Annotated in this window: 15 protein-coding genes; 7 read left to right on the forward strand and 8 right to left on the reverse strand. The window is 65.1% G+C overall.

From position 1 onward, the window contains the following. The first annotated feature begins 36 nt into the window (after nt 1-36). The 7 genes from nifD (at nt 37) to nifB (ending at nt 9,676) form a co-directional block, all read left to right on the forward strand. The gene (gene nifD / locus ABWO17_RS07035; RefSeq protein WP_353117004.1) at nt 37-1,671 is read left to right on the forward strand and encodes a nitrogenase molybdenum-iron protein alpha chain; all 1,635 of its coding nucleotides are present in this window, start codon (nt 37-39) and stop codon (nt 1,669-1,671) included. Between the two features lie 21 nt (nt 1,672-1,692). After that, complete coding sequence (nifK, locus tag ABWO17_RS07040; RefSeq protein ID WP_353117006.1) at nt 1,693-3,069, forward strand: nitrogenase molybdenum-iron protein subunit beta; 1,377 nt, start codon at nt 1,693-1,695, stop codon at nt 3,067-3,069. Between the two features lie 281 nt (nt 3,070-3,350). Then, nucleotides 3,351-4,589 carry a NifB/NifX family molybdenum-iron cluster-binding protein gene (locus tag ABWO17_RS07045; RefSeq protein WP_353117008.1) on the forward strand — a complete coding sequence of 413 codons (1,239 nt, stop codon included), beginning with the start codon at nt 3,351-3,353 and terminating at the stop codon, nt 4,587-4,589. Nucleotides 4,590-4,613: 24 nt separating this feature from the next. Beyond that, nucleotides 4,614-4,916, forward strand: coding sequence for a (2Fe-2S) ferredoxin domain-containing protein (locus ABWO17_RS07050; protein WP_035068239.1), 303 nt, complete (start codon nt 4,614-4,616; stop codon nt 4,914-4,916). 249 nt (nt 4,917-5,165) lie between these two features. Beyond that, on the forward strand, nt 5,166-6,590 hold the full coding sequence (gene nifE, locus ABWO17_RS07055) for a nitrogenase iron-molybdenum cofactor biosynthesis protein NifE (RefSeq protein ID WP_353117010.1): 1,425 nt from the start codon (nt 5,166-5,168) through the stop codon (nt 6,588-6,590). Between the two features lie 10 nt (nt 6,591-6,600). Continuing rightward, nucleotides 6,601-8,235, forward strand: coding sequence for a nitrogenase component 1 (locus tag ABWO17_RS07060; RefSeq protein ID WP_353117012.1), 1,635 nt, complete (start codon nt 6,601-6,603; stop codon nt 8,233-8,235). Between the two features lie 157 nt (nt 8,236-8,392). Then, a complete protein-coding gene (gene nifB, locus ABWO17_RS07065) occupies nt 8,393-9,676 on the forward strand; it encodes a nitrogenase cofactor biosynthesis protein NifB (RefSeq protein WP_353117014.1) in 1,284 nt (427 codons plus the stop codon). Nucleotides 9,677-9,947: 271 nt separating this feature from the next. Here the strand turns inward: nifB and ABWO17_RS07070 are convergent, their stop codons facing one another. From ABWO17_RS07070 to ABWO17_RS07105, 8 genes are all read right to left on the reverse strand, one after another. Continuing rightward, the gene (locus ABWO17_RS07070) at nt 9,948-10,658 is read right to left on the reverse strand and encodes an ABC transporter ATP-binding protein (RefSeq protein ID WP_353117016.1); all 711 of its coding nucleotides are present in this window, start codon (nt 10,656-10,658) and stop codon (nt 9,948-9,950) included. Continuing rightward, nucleotides 10,645-11,370: an ABC transporter ATP-binding protein gene (locus ABWO17_RS07075; protein WP_353117018.1), complete on the reverse strand. Its 726-nt coding sequence runs from the start codon at nt 11,368-11,370 to the stop codon at nt 10,645-10,647. Before ABWO17_RS07075 ends, ABWO17_RS07070 begins: the two co-directional genes overlap by 14 nt. Then, nucleotides 11,367-12,467, reverse strand: a complete 1,101-nt coding sequence (locus ABWO17_RS07080; protein ID WP_353117020.1) for a branched-chain amino acid ABC transporter permease — start codon at nt 12,465-12,467, stop codon at nt 11,367-11,369. The genes ABWO17_RS07075 and ABWO17_RS07080 overlap by 4 nt, the downstream gene beginning before the upstream one ends. An 18-nt stretch (nt 12,468-12,485) precedes the next feature. Next, the gene (locus ABWO17_RS07085) at nt 12,486-13,379 is read right to left on the reverse strand and encodes a branched-chain amino acid ABC transporter permease (RefSeq protein ID WP_353117022.1); all 894 of its coding nucleotides are present in this window, start codon (nt 13,377-13,379) and stop codon (nt 12,486-12,488) included. Between the two features lie 57 nt (nt 13,380-13,436). Further along, the gene (locus ABWO17_RS07090) at nt 13,437-14,666 is read right to left on the reverse strand and encodes an ABC transporter substrate-binding protein (RefSeq protein WP_353117024.1); all 1,230 of its coding nucleotides are present in this window, start codon (nt 14,664-14,666) and stop codon (nt 13,437-13,439) included. 225 nt (nt 14,667-14,891) lie between these two features. Further along, on the reverse strand, nt 14,892-16,193 hold the full coding sequence (gene gabT / locus ABWO17_RS07095) for a 4-aminobutyrate--2-oxoglutarate transaminase (RefSeq protein ID WP_353117026.1): 1,302 nt from the start codon (nt 16,191-16,193) through the stop codon (nt 14,892-14,894). A gap of 739 nt (nt 16,194-16,932) precedes the next feature. After that, nucleotides 16,933-18,684: a sigma 54-interacting transcriptional regulator gene (locus ABWO17_RS07100; protein ID WP_353117028.1), complete on the reverse strand. Its 1,752-nt coding sequence runs from the start codon at nt 18,682-18,684 to the stop codon at nt 16,933-16,935. A 121-nt stretch (nt 18,685-18,805) separates the two neighbouring features. Beyond that, a complete protein-coding gene (locus tag ABWO17_RS07105) occupies nt 18,806-20,170 on the reverse strand; it encodes an NAD-dependent succinate-semialdehyde dehydrogenase (protein ID WP_353117030.1) in 1,365 nt (454 codons plus the stop codon). Between the last annotated feature and the right edge of the window lie 559 nt (nt 20,171-20,729).

The raw sequence follows: 20,729 nt of genomic DNA on the forward strand, positions 1-20,729 counted from the left end.
TTGCAACCACGCCTACTGCTAGCAACGAGGTACATCATGGCTTTGAAGCACAAGAGCATCCCCGACGTCGCGACCGTCAAGGAAGAACTGCTCAAGAAGTATCCCACCAAGGTCGCCCGCAAGCGCGCCAAGCAGATCGTCATCAACGACGTGAAGGACGGCGACGTGGTGCCCGAGGTGCAGGCCAACGTGCGCACCACCCCCGGCATCATCACCATGCGCGGCTGCACCTACGCAGGGTGCAAGGGCGTTATCCTGGGCCCCACCCGCGACATCGTGAACATCACGCACGGGCCCATCGGCTGCGGGTTCTATTCGTGGCTCACCCGGCGCAACCAGACCAAGGCGCCGCTGGAATCATCCGAAAACTTCATGCCCTACGCCTTTTCCACGGACATGCAGGATGAGGACATCATCTTCGGTGGTGAAAAGAAGCTGATCGCGGCCATCCAGGAGGCCTACGACACCTTCCACCCCAAGGCCATCGCCATCTTCGCCACCTGTCCCGTGGGCCTCATCGGCGACGACATTCACGCCGTGGCCCGCAAGATGAAGGAAAAGCTCGGCATCAACATCTTCGCCTTCAGCTGCGAAGGGTACAAGGGCGTCTCGCAGTCCGCGGGTCACCACATCGCCAACAACCAGATCTTCACCCACGTGGTGGGCGAGGACGATACCCCCAAGCTTGGCGAATACAAGATCAACATGCTGGGCGAGTACAACATTGGCGGTGATGCCTTTGAACTGGAACGCGTGCTGGAAAAGTGCGGCATCACCCTGGTGTCCACCTTCAGCGGCAACTCCACGTACGAGCACTTCGCCACCGCCCACCAGGCCGACCTGAACGCCGTCATGTGCCACCGGTCCATCAACTACGTGGCCGAAATGATGGAGACCAAGTACGGCATCCCGTGGATCAAGGTGAACTTCATCGGCGCGGAATCCTCTGCCAAGTCGCTGCGCAAGATCGCCCAGTACTTCGGCGACAAGAAGCTGATCGACCGGGTGGAAGAAGTCATCGCCGAAGAAATGCCCGCCGTGTACGCGGCCCTGGAAGAAGTGAAGCCCTTCACCGAAGGCAAGACGGCCATGCTGTTCGTGGGCGGCTCGCGCGCTCACCACTACCAGGACCTGTTCACCGAAATGGGCATGAAGACCATCGCCGCCGGGTACGAGTTCGCCCACCGCGACGACTACGAAGGCCGCAAGGTGATGCCCTCCATCAAGGTGGACGCCGACAGCCGCAACATCGAGGAAATCGAGGTCACGCCCGATTCCACCCGCTTCGCCCCGCGCAAGTCCGAAGAAGACCTGAAGCGCCTTGTCGCGGAAGGCTTCACCTTCAAGGATTACGAAGGGATGATGCCCCAGATGGAGTCCAACACCCTCGTCATCGACGACCTGAACCAGTACGAGGCCGACAAGCTGATCGAACTCCTGAAGCCCGACGTGTTCTGCGCCGGCATCAAGGAAAAGTTCTCGGTGCAGAAGATGGGCGTGCCCATGAAGCAGCTGCACAGCTACGACTACGGCGGACCCTACGCGGGCTTCAAGGGCGCGGTGAACTTCTACGTGGAGATCAAGCGCCTGGTCACCAGCAAGGTCTGGAGTGACCTCAAGGCCCCCTGGGAAGAAAACCCCGAGCTCTCGGCAACCTACGTCTGGGAATAACGGGCAAGGAAGGGAAACGACATGCTGCTCAGACATACCCCGACGGAAATCAAGGAGCGCTCGGCGCTCAACATCAACCCGGCCAAGACCTGCCAGCCCATCGGCGCCATGTACGCGGGCCTGGGCATCAAGGGCTGCCTGCCGCACAGCCACGGTTCGCAGGGCTGCTGCGCTTACCACCGCAGCACGCTGACCCGCCACTACAAGGAACCCGTGTCGGCTGCCACCAGCTCGTTCACGGAAGGCGCATCGGTGTTCGGCGGCCAGGCCAACCTGTTGCAGGCCATCGAGAACATCTTCTCGGTGTACGAGCCGGAAATCATCGCCGTGCACACCACCTGCCTGTCCGAAACCATTGGCGACGACCTGAAGCAGATCGTCGACAAGGCGGTGAAAGAAGGCAAGGTGCCCGAGGGCAAGCAGGTGATCTTTGCCTCCACGCCCAGCTACGTGGGTTCGCACGTCACCGGCTTCTCCAACATGGTCAAGGGCATGGTGAAGTGCCTGGCCGTTTCTTCCGGCAAGAAGAACGGCAAGGTCAACATCATCCCCGGCTGGGTGGAACCTGCGGACATGGAGGAGATCAAGCGCATCGCCGACATGATCGGCGTGTCCTTCACCATGTTCCCGGACACCTCGGGCGTGCTCAACGGCCCGCTGACCGGCGAGTACCACATGTTCCCCGACGCGGGCACCCCGGCCGAGGACATTCGCGCCGCAGGCGATGCCATCGGCACCCTGGCCCTTGGCGAATGGTGTTCCGCCGACGCGGCCCGCACCCTGGATTCGCAGTGCAAGGTGCCCTGCCGGGTGCTGGACCTGCCCATCGGGCTGAAGGCCACCGACCGCTTCATCGACGCCCTGCGCACCGTGGCCGGTACCTCCGTGCCCGATACGGTGAACTTCGAGCGCGGCCAGCTCATCGACGTCATCTCGGACTACCACCAGTACTTCTTCGGCAAGAAGGTGGCCCTGGTGGGCGACCCGGACCAGCTCATCGCGCTGACCGAGTTCCTGCTGACGCTCGACATGCAGCCCGTCCACGTGGTCACCGGCACGCCGGGCAAGAAGTTCGAGGCGCGCATCAAGGAATTGTGCGCGGGCAAGGGCTTTGACGTCAACGTGCGCGCCGCGGGCGACATGTTCCTGCTCCACCAGTGGATCAAGAACCAGCCGGTCGATCTCATCATGGGCAACACCTACTGCAAGTACATTGCCCGTGACGAGGACATCCCCTACGTGCGCTTCGGCTTCCCCATCATGGACCGGGTGGGCCACCAGTACTTCCCGGTGACGGGGTACAAGGGCGGCATCCGGCTGATGGAAAAGATCCTGGGCGTCCTGCTCGACCGCGCCGATCGTGACGCGCCCGAGGAGAAGTTCGAGCTCGTCTATTAGGGCGTGCCGTCACGAGCGTCCTTTTGTCCTCTGCTTTACCGACCCGAAGGGCGCGAAGCGTGCCCGTTGGGCGAGCTTGCGAGCCCTACGGACATCGAGCGCAACGAGGTCAGAACAAGTTTTATTCCGGTCACGTACGGGAAGAGTACGCTCCCTCCATAAAAAATTGTTCTTCCTTGGCAGAGCACAAAAATCCTGCTCGTGACGACACACCCAGCAACTGCATCCTTTCCGCCCGGCGCCACATCCCGGCGCCGGGCGGAGAACCCCACGGAGACACCATGAGCGGCGCACCCCACTGTACGCACACGAACGGACGTCCCGGCGGCTGGCTGCTGCTGCCGGTGGCGCCGCGTTCCAACGCCCGCAGCCGCCATGGCGATACGGGCGTGAGCACCCCGTGCGCCTGCGGAACGCAGCCCGCGTCCCCCGCGTTGCTGCCGCACGAGGCGCTGGAACACCTGCGCACGGTCATGGAATCGGGCGCGGTGGTGGATACGGTGGGCATTGCCGGTCCCGGCGACCCGTTCGCCGTGCCCGACCGCACCCTGGAAACCCTGCACCTGGTACACGCCGCCTACCCGCACATCACCCTGTGCGTGACCACCAACGGCCTTGGCGTGGCCAGCCATGCCGCTGCCCTGGCGGAGCTTGGCGTCAGCCACGTTACCCTGCTCATGGACGCCGTGGACCCGGAACTGGTGGACACCCTGTACGCCTGGATCCGCCCCGGCACCCGCACCCTGCGCCCCGGCGAGGGCGCCTCGCTGCTCGTGGACGAGCAGGCCGTGGCCCTTGCCGCGCTGGTCAAGGCGGGCATCGAGGTCGCGGTGTGCGTCACCGTGTACCCCGGCATCAACGATACCCACGTGGGTGACATTGCCGCCGCAGCCAAGGTGCTGGGAGCCTCGGGGATCTACGTGGTGCCCTTCGTTCCCGCCGAGGACGCGGCAGGCCCCGTGCCCGCTGCCGATGCGGTCACCATGGACGCCGCCCGCAACGCGGCAGCCGCCTACCTGCCCGTGCTTGACGCCTCTGCCCGCGACGGGCTGCCCGTCGCGCGGCGCACGGGTCCGGGATGCGGCGAACCCGTGGCCGTCTCCGCAGGCTCCGGCCTGCCGCTGCCCGGTGGCGACCGGCCCTATGTGGCCGTGGCCAGCAGTGACGGCTTTGACGTGGACGAACACCTTGGGCACGCCCGCCAGTTTCTGGTGTACGGGCCAAAGGATGGTCCTGCGTCCGGTCCCTCTGCCGATCTCATGACCGGTCCCGTGGAGTTGCTGGGCGTGCGCCCGGCACCGCCCGCCGGTTCCGGTGATGCCCGGTGGGAGGCGCTGGCCGCCGTCCTGTCCGACTGCGCCTACCTGCTGGTGTCCAGCGCGGGCCAGCGCCCCGTGGAATACCTGGCCACCAGAGGGCTGCGCGTGATCCAGACCGAAGACAACATCGAGGGCCTCGTGGACGTGCTCTACGGGGGTGGCAAGAAAGGCAAGAATCGCGGCAAGGGCCGCACAGTCTAGGTATTGCAAGGGAGAGGAAGGACCATGCCCAAGCCGACGCATCAAATTCTCGTATGCCAGAGCTTCCGTCACAAGGGCGAACCCAAGGGCGTCTGTTTCAAGCAGACCGACGGGTTCCTGCAGTACCTCGAAGAGGAAATCCTTGATCGCGGCCTCGACATCCTGGTCACTGCCACCGGGTGTCTGAAGGCCTGCGAGGAAGGCCCCGTCCTCGTGGTGCAGCCGCAGAACTGGTGGTTCAAGGGCGTGGACAGCCACGACGCCATCGATGCCATCCTCGACGGCATCGAAGACGGCGAACCCAATGCCGAATACCTGATGTACTAGATGGAGATTTTTCGGGGAGGGGACCTTTTGCGGCAGCCGTTGGCGAGCTTGCGAGCCTTACGGATGGCGACCGCAGAGCGTAAAAAGGTCTCCCTCCCCGAACCCCTCCCCCCAAAACTTTTCAATAGGGGGGTGCCCTCAAAAAGGGGTCAAGGGGGCGCGGCCCACTTGCGGGGCGCGGGGCGGAGCCCCGCAGTATTTGCCGGAAGGATACGAATTTTTGCGCAGCTACGACAAAGGGGAACGACCATGACCACCGCAACCGCACCCAACGCCACCGCCACGGCAGCATGCCGCGACGCGGATCTTCTGGACGAACGGAAGAAGCAGGTGCACCGCGCCGGGCAGGGTCCCATCGACATGGCCTGCAACCGCGAGAGCCTCGCGGGGGCCGTCAGCCAGCGCGCCTGCGTGTTCTGTGGCTCGCGCGTGGTGCTGTACCCCATCGCCGACGCGCTGCACCTGGTGCACGGCCCCATCGGCTGCGCCGCCTACACCTGGGACATCCGGGGGGCGCTTTCGTCCGGGCCGGAACTGCACCGCCTGAGCTTTTCCACCGACTTGCAGGAAAAGGACGTCATCTTCGGCGGCGAAAAGAAGCTGGCCGCCGCGCTGGACGAACTGATCGACCTGCACCAGCCCAAGGCCGCCTTCGTCTACTCCACCTGCATCGTGGGGCTCATCGGCGACGACCTTGGCGCCGTGTGCCGCAAGATGTCCGAGAAGAAGGGCATCCCGGTCATTCCCGTGCAGTCGGAAGGCTTCAAGGGCAACAAGCGCGAAGGGTACCTTGCCGCGTGCAAGGCCATGTTCCAACTGGTGGGCACCGCGTCCACGGACAGCGTTTCGCCCCTTTCCGTGAACATTCTCGGCGACTTCAACCTGGCGGGCGAAATCTGGATCGTGCGCGGGTACCTTGAGCGCATGGGCATCCAGGTGGTGGCCAACATCACCGGCGATGGCCGGGTGGACGACATCCGCCGCTGCCACGGCGCCGCCCTGAACCTGGTGCAGTGCAGCGGGTCCACCATGGATCTGGCCAAGATGATGAAGGAAAAATACGGCACCCCGCACCTGCGCGTGTCGTACCTGGGCATCGAGGACATGGCCGATTCGCTGTACGCCGTGGCCGAACATTTCGAATCCGTGGACCCCGGCATCGTGGACCGCACCCGCGATCTCGTGCGCGAGGAACTGGCCGCCCTCATGCCGCGCCTGCGCGACATCCGGCGCGACCTTTCCGGCAAACGCGCCGCCATCTACGTGGGCGGTTCGTTCAAGGCGTTCTCGCTGATCAAGGCCTTCCGGCACATTGGCATGAACGTGGTGCTGGTGGGTTCGCAGACCGGCACGCAGGAAGAATACCAGGAACTGGAAACCGTGTGCGACCCCGGCACCGTCATCATCGACGACGCCAACCCGCTGGAGCTTTCGCACTACGTGCGCGAACTGGACGTGGACGTGTTCGTGGGCGGCGTGAAGGAACGCCCCATCGCCCACAAGCTGGGCGTGGGCTTTTGCGACCACAACCACGAGCGCAAGATCGCGCTGGCCGGTTTCGAGGGCATGTACAACTTCGCCCGCGAGGTGCACGCCTCGGTCATGAGTCCCGTCTGGCGGTTCGTGCCCCGCCGGTCCAAGCGCGCCGCCGCCCCGTCTGGCGCGGACGCATAGGGGGTGTGCCATGACGCTTGATTACGTTGAACTCGACGGCACGTGCGCCGGTGACGATGCCGTGGCCGGTGACTGCGACTGCGGCGGAAGCTGCGCCGATGGTTGCGCTGACGGCTGCGCTGACGGTTGCGCTGACGGCTGCGACTGTTCCGAAGCGCCGGAAGCCGATGCTGACGACTGCGGCTCGGCCTCGGCGGCCATCTTGACGCCGGTTGCCCTGAAGGCCGCCCCGTCCACCGGCGGCGGCAAGCCCGGCAAGGCCCCGCGCCCCAAGCGCCCCGACTTCGTCTCCACCACCAACGCCTGCAAGCTGTGCACGCCGCTGGGGGCCATGCTGGCCTTCCGGGGCGTGGAGGGCGCCGTGCCCTTCCTGCACGGTTCGCAGGGCTGCGCCACCTACATGCGGCGCTACGTCATCAGCCATTACCGCGAGCCCATGGACATCGCCTCGTCCTCGCTGGGCGAAAAGCAGGCCGTGTACGGCGGGGGGCCCAACCTGAAGAAGGGCATCCTCAACGTCATGAAGAAGTACGACCCCGTGCTGGTGGGGGTTGCCACCACCTGTCTCACCGAAACCATCGGTGATGACGTGGGCGGCTACCTGCGCGAATTCCGCAACGAATTCGGCGACCTTGACCTGCCGGACATCGTGTATGTGCACACGCCCAGCTACAGCGGCACGCACATGGAAGGCTGGAACGCCGCCGTGCGCGCCCTGGTGGACCAGTTGGCCAAGGAGCGGGTGGAACCCCACGGCAAGGTGGCCCTGCTGCCCGGCTTCGTTTCCCCGGCGGACCTGCGCCACCTGCGCGACCTTGTCACCGACTTCGGCAGCGATGTGGTGATCCTGCCCGACCTGTCCGACCCGCTGGATGGCCCGGCGCTGGAAGACTACACCCCGCTGCCCGAAGGCGGCACCCCGCTGGCCGACATCCGCGCCCTGTCCGGTGCGGCGGCGGTCATCGAGTGCGGGCGCTCGCTGGCCATGACCCCGGTGGGGTCCACCGGTCCGGCCACGGCGGGGCGCGTGCTGCACGACCGCTTCGGCCTGCCGCTGCATGCCGTGGGCCTGCCCATTGGCCTGCGCGAAACCGACGCCCTTGTCGCCGCGCTGGAGGCCATCACCGGCAAGCCGCTGCCCCGCAAGCACGAACTGGAGCGCGGGCGGTTCGTCGACGCCCTGGTGGACGGCCACAAGTACGTGTCCGGCAAGCGCGCCGTGGTCTACGGCGAGACGGATCTGGTCATCGGCCTTGTTTCCCTGCTGACCGAGCTTGGCGTGCACACCGTGCTGGCCGCCACCGGCACGCGCGGGTCGCACCTGGCAGAAGGCATTGCCGCCGTCACCGAAGGCCTGCTGCCAGAAACGCCCATGGTCATCGAGGGCGCCGACTTCGAGGAAATCGCCGACACGGCGGAAGGCCTTTCGCCCGATCTGCTGGTGGGCAACAGCAAGGGCTACCGCTATGCCCGGCAGTGGAACATTCCGCTGGTGCGGGCGGGCTTTCCCATCCACGACCGCTTCGGCGGCCACCGCCTGCTGCACGTGGGCTACGCCGGTGCCCAGGCCCTCATGGACCGCATCGTCAACGCCGTCATCGAGAAGACCCAGACGGATAGCCCCGTCGGCTATTGCTATCTTTAGGCCCCGAATGGGTCTTTCGCCCGTGGGCGGCGTCAAACTTCGCCTGCCATATCGGTCGAATAGCGCAAGAGTATACTCCCTCATGCCAGGCTCGTTTTCCTGGCCGACGAACGAAATCCCTCATTCGGGGATACGCTTTAAAACGAAGGAGACCGCCATGAAGCCGCTGCGCACCACCCCCCCCGGACATCCGTGCTTTGATCGCAACAGCGCCTCGTCCTGCGGTCGCGTCCATGTTCCCGTGGCGCCCAAGTGCAACATCCAGTGTGGGTACTGCAACCGCAAGTACGACTGCGTCAACGAATCGCGCCCCGGCGTGACCAGTGCGGTGCTTTCGCCGCGCCAGTCCCTGGAGTACGTGGACAAGGTGCTGGCCGCTGACCCGCGCATCACCGTCATCGGCATCGCAGGCCCCGGCGACCCCATGGCCAACCCTGCGGAAACGCTGGAAACGCTGCGGCTGATCCATGAAAAGCATCCCGAACTGCTGTTCTGCCTTTCGTCCAACGGCCTGGGCCTGCCGCCGCATCTCGACCGGCTGAAGGAACTGGGCGTCACCCACGTCACCGTCACCATCAACGCGGTGGACCCGGCCATCGGCGAAAAGCTGTATTCCTGGGTGCGCGACGACAAGGTGGTCTGGCGTGGCCGCGAGGCGGCGGAACTGCTGCTTTCGCGCCAGTTGGAATCGGTGCGCGGTCTTGTGGAGCGCGGCATGATCGTCAAGGTGAACACCATCCTGGTGCCCGGCGTGAACGACCACCACGTGGAAGAGGTGGCGCGCGTTGTGGGCGAACTGGGGGCCACCATCCAGAACATCATTCCGCTCAAGCCCACGGCGGATACTCCGCTGGCCCACCTGCCCGAGCCGGACGCCGCCGCCGTCAACGCGGCCCGCAAGGTGGCGGGCGAGTACATTTCCCAGATGACCCACTGCAAGCGCTGTCGCGCCGACGCCGTGGGCCTGCTGCACGAGGACAAGTCCGCCGAGATGGCCGATACCCTGCGCGCCTGCGCCGCCAGCAAGACCGAAGACGCCGAACGCCCCTACGTGGCCGTGGCCACGCGCGAAGGCATGCTGGTCAACCAGCACCTGGGCGAGGCCGCCCGGTTCCAGATCTGGGGGCAGGGGGCCAACGGGTTCTTCCTGGTGGAAGAGCGCCTTGCGCCCAAGCCCGGCTGCGGCCCCGAACGCTGGAAGCAGGTGGCCGCCACCCTGCACGATTGCCGCGCCCTGCTGTGCGCTGCCTTTGGCGCGCATCCGGAAGGAATTCTGGTGGCCGCCGGGGTGCAGCCGGTGGAAGCTTCCGGCTTCATCGAGGACGCCCTGGAAGTGGTCTTCGGCAAAGGCAACACCGCTGCCTTGCGCGGCCGCAAGGGCGGCGTGGGCAAGACGTCGTGTGCTGGGGGCGGGTGTCGCGGAACTGGCGAAGGCTGTTAGTTTCCGCAAGTTCTCCGCGCGCTGGCTTCGTCGGATTCCGGTTTTACTCCGGTCACATACCAAAGAGTATGCTCCCTGCGTAAAATCCTCATCCTCCTTGCCAGCGCACGGACTGCTTGCGGAAACTGAAGGCATGTCGGTGCCGTATAGTGGCAGCTACGCCATCTGAAAGTTGAACAGTAAAACGGCGGTCCTCCCGAAGGAGGGCCGCCGTTCGTTTGCGTTGTGCGGGAAGGGGGGAGCCGTGCGCGGCAGGGGCCTCGGTCGCGGCCTAGATGCCCAGGTACGCCTCGCGGATGTACGGGCTGTCCAGCAGTTCGCTAGCCGGGCCTTCCATGGCCGCGCGGCCGTGTTCCAGCACGTAGCCCCGGTCGGACAGGCTCAGCGAGTGCTTCACGTCCTGTTCCACCAGCAGCACGGTCAGCCCCTTGTCGGCAATGACGCGGATGGTGCGGAAGATTTCCGCGATCAGGATGGGCGCAAGCCCCAGCGAGGGCTCGTCCAGCATCAGCATCTTGGGGCAGGCCATCAGGCCCCGGCCAATGGCCACCATTTGCTGCTCGCCGCCGGAAAGGGTCATGGCCGCCTGGTTCTGGCGTTCGCGCAGGCGGGGGAACATGGTGTACACTTCCTCCAGCGTCCGCTCGCGCACGGCATAGGCCTTGCTGTTGTGCGCACCGGCCAGCAGGTTGTCCTTCACGCTCATCAGCGAGAACAGCCGCCGGCCTTCCGGCACGTGCACCAGCCCGTGGTTTACCACCTCTTCGGGCGGCAGGGTGTGCATGGGCACGCCGTTGAAGGTGATGGCGCCGCTGTCTGGCCGCAGCAGCGACGATACCGTCTTCAGCATGGTGGTCTTGCCCGCGCCGTTGCCGCCAATGATGGAGACCACCTCGCCCTCGCGGACGGAGATGCTGAGGTCGTACAGAACCTGCACGTCGCCGTAGGCGACGTTGACCTTTTCCATGTCAAGCAGTGCCATAGTTCTCTCCCAGGTAGGCCTTGATGACGTTCTCGTCCCGGGCCACCTGTTCCGGTTTGCCGCGGCATATCTTCTGGCCGAAATGAATGACCACGATTTCGTCCGACAGGGCCATGATGGCCCGCATGATGTGCTCGATGACGAAGATGGTCATGCCGCGCTCGCGCAGGGCGCGGATGATGTCGATCATCTCGTCCACCTCGGTGGGGCGCAGGCCCGCCATGACCTCGTCGAGCAGCAGCAGCTTCGGGTCCGTGGCCAGGGCACGGGCGATCTCCAGCCGCTTGCGGTCGGCGATGGTCAGCGATCCGGGCATGGCGCGGCTCTTGCCGCCCATGCCCAGCAGGTGCAGCACCTCCATGGCCTTGTCGCGCGCCTCGTCGCGGCGGTCGGTGATGGCAAAGGCCCCCACGGTCACGTTGTCCAGCACGGTCATGGACTGGAAGGGCTTGACGATCTGGAAGGTGCGGGCAAGGCCCTTTTTGCACAAATCCCACGGCTTCTGGCCGGTCACGTCCTCTCCGTCGAACAGGATGCGCCCCTCGGTGGGTTTGTACAGCCCCGCCACGCAGTTGAAGGCGGTGGACTTGCCCGCGCCGTTGGGGCCGATGAGGCCGAGAATCTGCCCCCGGCCGATTTCCAGGCTCAGGTCGTTGACGGCGATAAGGCCGCCGAAGCGCATGGTCACATCCTGGACTTGCAGAAGGCTCATGGGCGTTCCTCCCGTGGCGATGCGGTGGCCGGGGCGCCGGGCGCAACTGGTATGCCCGGCAGGGCAGGCGTGTCGGGCGTGTCCGGTGAATCCGGCGGCGTGGTGGCGAACCGCGCGGCCAGCCTGTCGAATATCCGCAGCAGCGGCTCCGTAAGGCCGCGCGGCTGGTACAGCATGACGACGATCAGCACCACGCCGAGAATGATCAGGTGCAGCCCCGGCAAGGAGGATGAGAAGTAGATGCGGCTGAATTCCGTCACCGGGCGCAGCAGCAGGGCGCCGATGATGGGCCCGGCGATGGAGCCGCGCCCGCCGATCAGCGCGATGAACGCCAGCTCGAAGGAAAGGTCCAGCGTCAGCACGCTCTTGGGGTAGATGAACAGGGTCAGCTGGGCCAGAAAGGTGCCCGCCAGCGCCGTGAGAAACGACGAGATGGCCATGGCGGTGACCTTGTAGCGGGCCACGTTCACGCCCAGCGCCTGCGCGGCGTCCGGGTCTTCGCCGCCGCTCTTCAGGTAATAGCCCATCTTCGAGCGGGATATGGCCGAAGTCATGGCCAGCACCGCCACCAGCATGGTCAGGATGATGTAGTAGTACGGTTCCTTGCTGGCGAACTGAAAGGCCCAGAAGCTGCCCTCGCCCGCTTGCAGCGGGGGTATGTTCAGGCCGCGCGGGCCGTTCAGCTTCAGCGGGCCCAGCATGTCGATGTTCTCGACCATCACGCGGATGCCTTCCACGAAGGCCATGGTGGACAGAGCAAAGTACGCGCCGCGCATCTTCAGGGTGGGTTTGCCGATCAGATAGCCCACCCCGGCGGCCAGCACGGCCCCCACCAGCATGCCGATCCACGGGCTGATGCCGTATTGCAGCCAGAGGATGGTGGAGGTGTAGGCCCCTATGCCCACGAACACCGAATGGCCCAGCGGCAGTACCCCGGCAAAGCCGCCCACCAGGTTCCAGGTGGTGGTCATGTAGGCGTACAGGTACAGGATGATCAGGATGTGCAGGTAGGTTGCGCTGCGCACCGCCAGTGGCAGGGCAAAGGCGGCCAGCGTCACGGCGATGAGACAGTTCCGCTTGAATTTCTGTTGTGTCATGTGTCGCTCGCGGTGCGCTTACCAGTCCTGTTTCTGCCCGAACAGGCCGGAAGGTTTAACGAAAAGCACCAGCAGAAAAAGGGCGTACACGATGCCTTCCGTCCAGGTGGAGGTCATGAAGTTGGGCCCGATGGACTCGATGAGCCCGATGATGACCCCGCCGACCAGGGCGCCCCAGATGGAGCCCAACCCGCCCAGCACGACGATGACGAACGACTTGATGTCGAAGGGAATGCCCACGGTGGGGTAGACGTTGTAGAACGGCGTCAGCACCGCGCCGGAAATGCCGGCCACGGCGGTGCCGATGCCGAAGGCGATGTTGAAGATCTTCCACTGGCCGATGCCCATCAGGCTGGCGGCCTCGCGGTCCAGGCTGGTGGCGCGCACGGCGCGGCCAAGCCGGGTGTGTTGCAGGAAAAGGTGCAGCCCCCCGGCGGTGGCCAAGGTGGCCATGGCCCCGTACAGCTTGGGTACGGAGACGAAAATTTCGCCCATCTCCAGCATCTGCCCCTTCAGCGGGTTGGGGTGCAGGGCGCGGTAGTCGGGGCCGAACACCAGCAGGGCCAGGTTGTCCAGCACGTACCACAGGCCGGTGGTGACGATGATGACCGTGATGGGTTCGCGCACGTTCTTTTCGGCGATGAAGATGGGGCGGATCAGCAGGTGCTGGACCCAGTACCCGAACAGGAACATGGCCGGGATGATGATCACCAGGGCCGGGTAGGGTGACAGGCCGGAGAGCGTGACGGTCCAGTAGGCCACGTACATGCCCACCATGAGGAACGAGCCGTGGGCGAAGTTGATGACCTTGAGCACCCCGAAGATCAGGGTCAGCCCCAGGGCCACCAGGCCGTATATCAGGCCCATGAGCACGCCGTTGATGCAATCCTGTGCGAGAAAGACCGGATCCATGAAAGCTCCAGGCGGTTTGCGGGGCAGGGCCGGTGCCCTGCCCCGCGTCGGTCGCGGTTACTTCTTGGGCATGGGGAACACGGGGGTGTACCCCGTGCGGCGGGCGGCCTTGGGCCACACGGTGATGCGCTCGAGCCCCTTGCCCAGGTCGTTGATCTGCACGATGGCAAGGGCGGCGTTCCGGTTCTGGCCGGATTCGTCGAACTTGATGGCATCGTACGTCACGATCATGCCGGGGCCGGTCTTGTAGTCGGTTTCGGCCAGGGCCTTGCGGATGGCGGCCGGGTCGAGAGAACCGGCACGCTCCAGCGCGTCGGCCAGCACGTACATGGCCACGTAGGCGTCCACCGCTTCGCCGGTGAGGTTGGTGCCGTACCTGGCGCGGTACTTCTCGTTGGCTTCCTTGGCGCCGGGCTTGTTCACGTCCGCTTCCCATTCCACGATGTCGAAGACGTAGCGGGCGTTGGCGCCGCAGGCGGAAAGGAAGGTGGGGTCGGCATGGCCGCCGCCGGAACCCAGGATGACCTTGGGGCTTACCTTGTAGTCGGCCAGGGTGTTGGTGAGCAGGATGGCGTCTGCGGCGTTGGAGACCAGCAGCAGCACGTCGGGCTTGGCCCGGCGGATCTTGTTCACCAGCGGGGTCAGGTCGGTGGAGGAAGAGGAGTAAGGTTCGTCCAGCACCACCTGCATGCCGGAAGCCTTCACCAGTTCCTTCCACTGGGCGGCGAAGCCGGTGCCCCAGTCGCCGTTTTCGTACACGAAGGCCACGGTGGACAGGGTGCCGCCGAATTCCTTCTGCATGTCCTTCAGGAAGGTGAACTGGTCACGCGTCCACCACGAGTCCTTGGCGGCGATGCGGAACACGTTCTTGAAGCCGCGCTCGGTGATGGTGTCGCGCACCGAAACCGGCACGAGGTACGGCACGCCGTAGCGTTCGGCCACGGCGGTGGTGGGATAGGTGACGCCCGAGTTCCAGGCGCCGGTGATCAGGTGCACCTTTTCCGTGTTGATGAAGCGTTCGGCTTCGGTCACGCCCACGTTGGGGTCGGACTTGGAGTCGGCGTACAGGAGTTCGATCTTGGCCCCGCCAAGCGACTTGATGCCGCCTGCGGCGTTGATTTCCTCCACGGCCATCTCGCGGGCCTGTTTGCCCTGCTGCCCCACGGAGGCGGACGGGCCGGAAAGAGGCAGGATGTTGCCCACCTTCACGGAGGGGGCGGCGAAGGCCATGGCCGGAACGGTCAGGCACAGCGTCAGGACGGCGGCCAGCAAGTGTGAACGTTTCATTCCTTTCTCCTTTCGGGGCTGTTCCCAAATTGTCCTTCCGCCCGTTGGCTTCGTCAAACTTCACCTGCCATTGCTCTGCTGTCCTCATCCGTAAGACTCGCAAGCTCGCCTAACGGCTGAGGCTCGGCCAAATACAAGAAGAGTATGTGCCCTCATGGCGGACTCGTTTTCCTTGCCAACGAACGGAAATCCTGCTTTTGAAACAGCCCCTCGCGCGGTGGGGGGTTATGCAATGGCGGCGAAGCCCTCGTCGATGATGGCTATGGCCTTGTCCAACTGGGCATCGGTGATGGCCAGCGGCATCAGCGTGCGGATGACGTTGCCGTAGTTGCCGCACGACAGCAGGATGAGGCCCTTTTCGAAGCAGTGGGCGGTCAGGGCCTTGGCCTTGTCCGCCGCCGGGGTCTTGGCGGCGCGGTCGTGCACCAGTTCAAGGGCGATCATGGAACCCTTGCCGCGCACGTCGCCTATGAGGGGATACTTGTTCTGCATTTCGCCGAAGGCGGCGAGCAGCTTGTTACCCAACGCCTCGGACCGGGCCACCAGCCCGTCCGCCTCTATGGCTTCCAGCGCGGCCAGCGCGGCGGCGCAGCACACCGGGTTGCCGCCGTAGGTGCCGCCAAGGCCGCCCACCTGGGGCGAATCCATCAGCTCCGCCTTGCCCGCCACGGCGGAAATGGGCATGCCGCCGCCGATGGACTTGGCCATGCACACAAGGTCGGGCTCCACGCCCCAGTGCTCCATGGCGAACATCCTGCCGGTGCGGGCGGCGCCGGTCTGCACCTCGTCGGCGATGAACACGATGCCGAATTCTTCGCAGATGGCCTTCAGCCGGGCGAAATATTCCGGCGGCGGCGTGGCGAACCCGCCTTCACCCACGATGGGTTCCACGATGAGGCAGGCGATGTTCTCGGGCGCGAAGCTGTTGACGAAGGCCTTGCGCAAAAGGTCTGCGCAGGCCACGTCGCACGAGGGGTATTCCTTGCCCATGGGGCAGCGGTAACAGTAGGCGTAGGGAATGCGGTAGATTTCCGGCGCGTAGGGGCCGAAGCCGAACTTGTAGGGCTTGACCTTGCTGGTCAGGGACATGGCCAGCAGGGTGCGGCCATGGAAGCCGTTTTCGAACACCACCACGCCCTGCCTGCCGGTGGCGTGGCGCGCGATCTTGACGGCGTTTTCCACCGCCTCGGCCCCGCTGTTGAACAGGGCGGCCTTTTTGGGGAACGCCCCCGGCGTGAGCGCGGCCAGTTTTTCGCACAGGGCCACGTATTCTTCGTACATCACGATGTGGAAGCACGAATGCAGCAGCTTGTCCGCCTGCCGCTTGATGGCCTCCACCACCCGGGGGTGGTTGTGCCCCACGTTCATCACGCCAATGCCACCGGCAAAGTCGATGAACTGGCGGCCTTCCACGTCGGTGATCACGGCACCTTCCGCCTTGGCGGCGAACACCGGCGCAGCGTTGAACACGCCCTTGGCGACGGCCTTGGCCCTTCGTTCCATCAGGTCTTTGGTCTGCTGATTCATGAGAACCCTCTCTATGGGATGCTGTTGCCTGGGGTTCCCTCTATCAACCCGTGTGCCGTTGGTTCGATAGGTAGGTGTTTCGGTTGGTTATGCTGTATTTTTGCGAATTGGGCATGCTGCTGTGATGCGTTCGTGAATCGTTTTTGGCCGTTTAAGCCGACTTTTGTCTCTGAAATGATGCGAAATTGAATCTGCTCTGAAATAATTGCTTAAATTTTTCATTGAGCGACAAACCGGCGCCAGATTATTACAAAAATGGCCATTATTTATGCAATGAAATCAGGTTTCCGGGAATGGGGATGCGGGCAGGACCGCAAGGGATGCGGCACAGGGTGATTTGTTTTTGCATCGGGCAGGCAGCGGCACTGCCGGGGGCTGGCAGTGCCGCAAGGAGTTGTCAGGCGCGGGCAGGAACAGGCAGGCACGGGAAGGAATCGGGTGCCCGGCGCGGGGCACGTGGGCGCAAGGGCGTCATGCTCGCGCGGCGGCGGGATGGCGCGTGGACGGCGCGGATACGGGAGCGGTGCCGCAACGGGGCGGGACCGGTCGAGCCAGCCGAACCGGCCGAACCGGTCGAAGCGGTCGGCACCGGGCAAGACCGGGCGAAAATGGGGGCGTTGCAGAGGCCGGGGAACCGGAGCGCAACCGTGGGGAAACGGGAAAGGGGGGGATGAAAAGGCCGGGCAGCGTGGCTGTCCCGGTATCGCCCCCAGGTGGCGCGGTGCGATGTTGCGGGGGGTTATTCGGCGTTGCGGGGCGGGCGGATGCCGTGGCGGCGCAGCTTGCGCACCACCGTGGGCTGGCTGATGCCGAGGTAGGTGGCCATTTCGCGGGTGCCGTGGCAGACGGCGCGGGCCTTGATGAGCATTTCGCGTTCCACTGCGTCCACGGCGGCGGTGAGCGAGGTGGCCGCCTCCGCGTCCTGTTGTTCCGCCTTGCTGCCGATCTGGTCTTCCAGAAAGTCGTCCAGCACCACATCATCGCACATGACCACGCCCTGGCGGATCAGGCCCGTCAGTTCGCGCACGTTGCCGGGAAAGGGGTACTGCTGCAACGTGTCCAGAAAGCGGGGGGTGATGCGCTTGTGGGTGCCGTAGCGTTCGTTGTTCTGCTTCAGCAGCAGGGTGACCAGTTCGAACAGGTCTTCGCGCCGTTCGCGCAGCGGCGGGATGGACACGGTGAAGGTCTTCAGGCGGTACAGCAGGTCCTCGCGAAACTTCTTGGCCTCGGTCATGGCCTTCAGGTCGCGGTTGGTGGCGGCGATGATGTTGCATTCCAGCGGGCGGGGCTTGCTGCTGCCCAGCGGCAGAAACTCGCGTTCATCCAGGGCCTTCAGCAGCTTGGCCTGGCCCGAAGGCGAAACCTCGCCCACTTCGTCGAGGAACAGCGTGCCGTCGCCCGCCAGTTCCATCAACCCCACGCGGCCCGTTTCCAGCGCGCCGGTGAAGGCGCCCTTCTCGTACCCGAACAGTTCCGCCTCGAACAGGGAATCCGGCAGGGCCGCGCAGTTCACCGAAATGAAGGGCTTGGTCTGTCGCGGGCCGCTCTTGTGGATGAACTTGGCCAGCAGCCCCTTGCCGGTGCCCGATTCGCCAAGCAGCAGCAGGGTGGTGGCCTCCAGTTGGGCCAGCTTCAGGCAGGTCATCAGCACGCGGCGCATGGATTTCGATTCCGCCACCACGCCGCCGCGCTCGTACTCCAGCATGGTCAGGCCCTCCAGTTCGCGCTGCACCTTTTCCTGCGCGCGGCGGGCCTGTTCCAGGTTTTCCTGCAGGACGTTCAGGTCGGTGATGTCGCGTTCGTTGGCCACCACCAGATACAGTTCGCCCCGGTCGTTGAAGGCCGGGGTGCCGGTAACCAGCAACTGGCGCCCGGTCTTCTTGATGTTCTGGATGATGGTCTGCTGGCGTTTGGTCTGCAACACGCGCATGGTGACGGAATCGTCGATGAGCCCGCGTTCCAGCAGGGTGCGCACGTTCTGGCCGCGCAGGGTGGCGGCGTTGACGCCGTTGAGCTTTTCCGAGGCGTTGTTGATGTCCAGCACCACGCCGTTCTCGTCGGAGACCCAGATGCCGTCACTGGAGGAATCGAAGATGGTTTGCAGCCGCAGGGCCAGGTTCTGGTAGGTTTCCAGGTTGCAGGCCATCTGCTCGAAGCGTTCCGGGCGTTGCAGGCTGACCACGGCCCCCGCCAGCTTGCCGTCCTGCATCAGGGGGGTGATTTCGTAGAAGAGCTGGTTGCCCTTGTCCACGATGCGTCCCACGCCCGCCTTGAATTCCGCCGTGGACAGGGCCTTGCGCACCTTGGGGGTGGCCAGCGGCAGAATCTGGTCGCCGTCGCAGCCGATGCAGTCTTCCACGTAGCGGCCGCGCTTGTGCAGGAACAGCTTGGCGCTCTTGTTCAGGTAGAGCACGCGGCAGTTCAGGTCCAGCGCGACCACGGCGTAGCTGGCGGCATCCAGAATGGCGAGCAGGTCGGCGTGTGTCGTCATGGTCACCCTGTAGCAGACAACATGGTGTCCGGAAAGCGGATGCACCCCGGACGGCGGGGCGGGGAAGGATGCAGCCCCGTGCCCGGTATTTGCCGCCGGGCACGGGGAGGCGGAATTACGGTCAGCCGACGCAGACCGACTTGATGTTGACGAATTCGCGGATGCCGTAGGTGCCCAGTTCGCGCCCGTAGCCGGAATTGCCGATGCCGCCGAAGGGCAGGTGCACGTCGCTGCGCACCAGGCTGTTGATGAATACGCAGCCGGTGCGGATGCGCGCGGCAATCTGCAGGGCGCCTTCCTCGTCCCGCGACCAGATGGAGCCGCCAAGGCCGAAGGGGGTGTCGTTGGCCAGGGCCACGGCCTTGTCCACCGAGGACACGCGGAACACCAGCGCCACGGGGCCGAACAGTTCCTCGCGGCACACGGGGTCGTCGGTGGGCACGTCGGTGATGATGGTGGGCGGGTAGAACGCGCCCGGCCCTTCCGGAACGAGGCCGCCCATGCGCACGATGCCGCCCGCGCGCACGCAACGGTCCACCTGCTCCTGCAGTTCCTTGCGCAGGCCAGCCGAGGACATGGGGCCCATGTCCGTGGCCTTGTCCAGCGGGTTGCCCACCACCAGCGTGCCGAAGCTTTCGGTGAGCCGGGCCAGGAATTCGTCATACACCGCGTCCAGCACGATGAAGCGCTTGGCCGCGATGCAGGTCTGGCCGGTGTTGCCGCAGCGGGACTGGGTGGCCACCTTCACCGCTTCTTCCAGGTCGGCGTCGGGCAGCACGAGGAAGGGGTCGCTGCCGCCCAGTTCCATGACCGACTTCTTCAGGCGGGCACCGGCGGCAGAGGCCACCTTGCGGCCTGCGGGCTCGCTGCCCGTAAGGCTGACGGCGAAGACCGAGGGGTGGTCCAGCACCGCCTCCACCTGGCGCGCGCCGATGAGCAGGGTGCGGAAAATGTGCTCGGGAAAGCCCGCGTCCTTGAATATCTGCTCGATGGCCAGGGCGCACTGGGGCACGTTGGAGGCGTGCTTGAGCACCACGGCGTTGCCCGCCATCAGCGAGGGCGCGGCAATGCGGAACACCTGCCAGAACGGGAAGTTCCAGGGCATCACCGTCAGCACGGTGCCCAGCGGCTCGTAGGTGATGAAGGCCTTGCGCCCCGCGCCGGGCACAGGCACGGGGGCCAGCATGGCCTCGCCCTCCGTGGCGTAGTAGTCGCACACGGCGGCGCATTTCAGTGCCTCGCCCTCGCCCATGCGCACCGGCTTGCCCATTTCGCGGGCCATGATTTCCGCCAGCCAGGGGGCCTGGTGGCGCAGTTCGTCGGCGGCCTTTTTCAGGTATTCGGCACGGCGGGAGTAGCTGAGCAGGCGCCAGGTTTCCCAGGCGGCGGCGGTGGCGTCCAGTATCTGGCGGGTGTGCTCGGGGGTATAGGCGTCGAACGAGGCGAGCACTTCTCCGGTGGCCGGGTTGAGACTCTGGATGGCCATGTATCGGACTCCTTGCGGGTAGTGGGATCAGGGTGCGGGAAACCGGGCGATTCCGTGGGGATCGGGCGGTCGGATGCCGGGGAAACCTGCCGTGGCGATGCGGACTTCGGAAAACCTTGCGCCGCGCGGGTGCAGGACGGCAGATGCGTCACACATGTACAGCAGGGACCGTGCCCCGCGACGAGATGCGCGTGAATTCTGCTGGTTGCGGGGTTTGCAGGGGCGGTTGCGCGACGGGAGTGATGCGATATTGAATCGAATGGGTTCGCGATTGCCCGCAATTGCAGGGGGTGCCCGATGCGATTCTGCATCGGATCGGATGCCGATAACCGGACTGTGAGGGGGCGAAGGCGGCCGCATGAGCGATGTTTTCTGAGAAGGCACGGAAGCTGTTGAAAAAACATGCGCAAGCAGGCGCCGGGCCGTGTGGCAAGGACGGTACATCGTCGGATTGGCGGAGAGGCGGCGGGAATGTCGGCGATTCATGCATGAATCGAAGGGCAGGTCAGGGTCGTTGGAGCGGCGCATGGCGGCTTGCGCCGGACAGTCCCGTCGCGCG

Source organism: Nitratidesulfovibrio sp., assembly GCF_040373385.1.
Classification (GTDB): domain Bacteria; phylum Desulfobacterota; class Desulfovibrionia; order Desulfovibrionales; family Desulfovibrionaceae; genus Cupidesulfovibrio.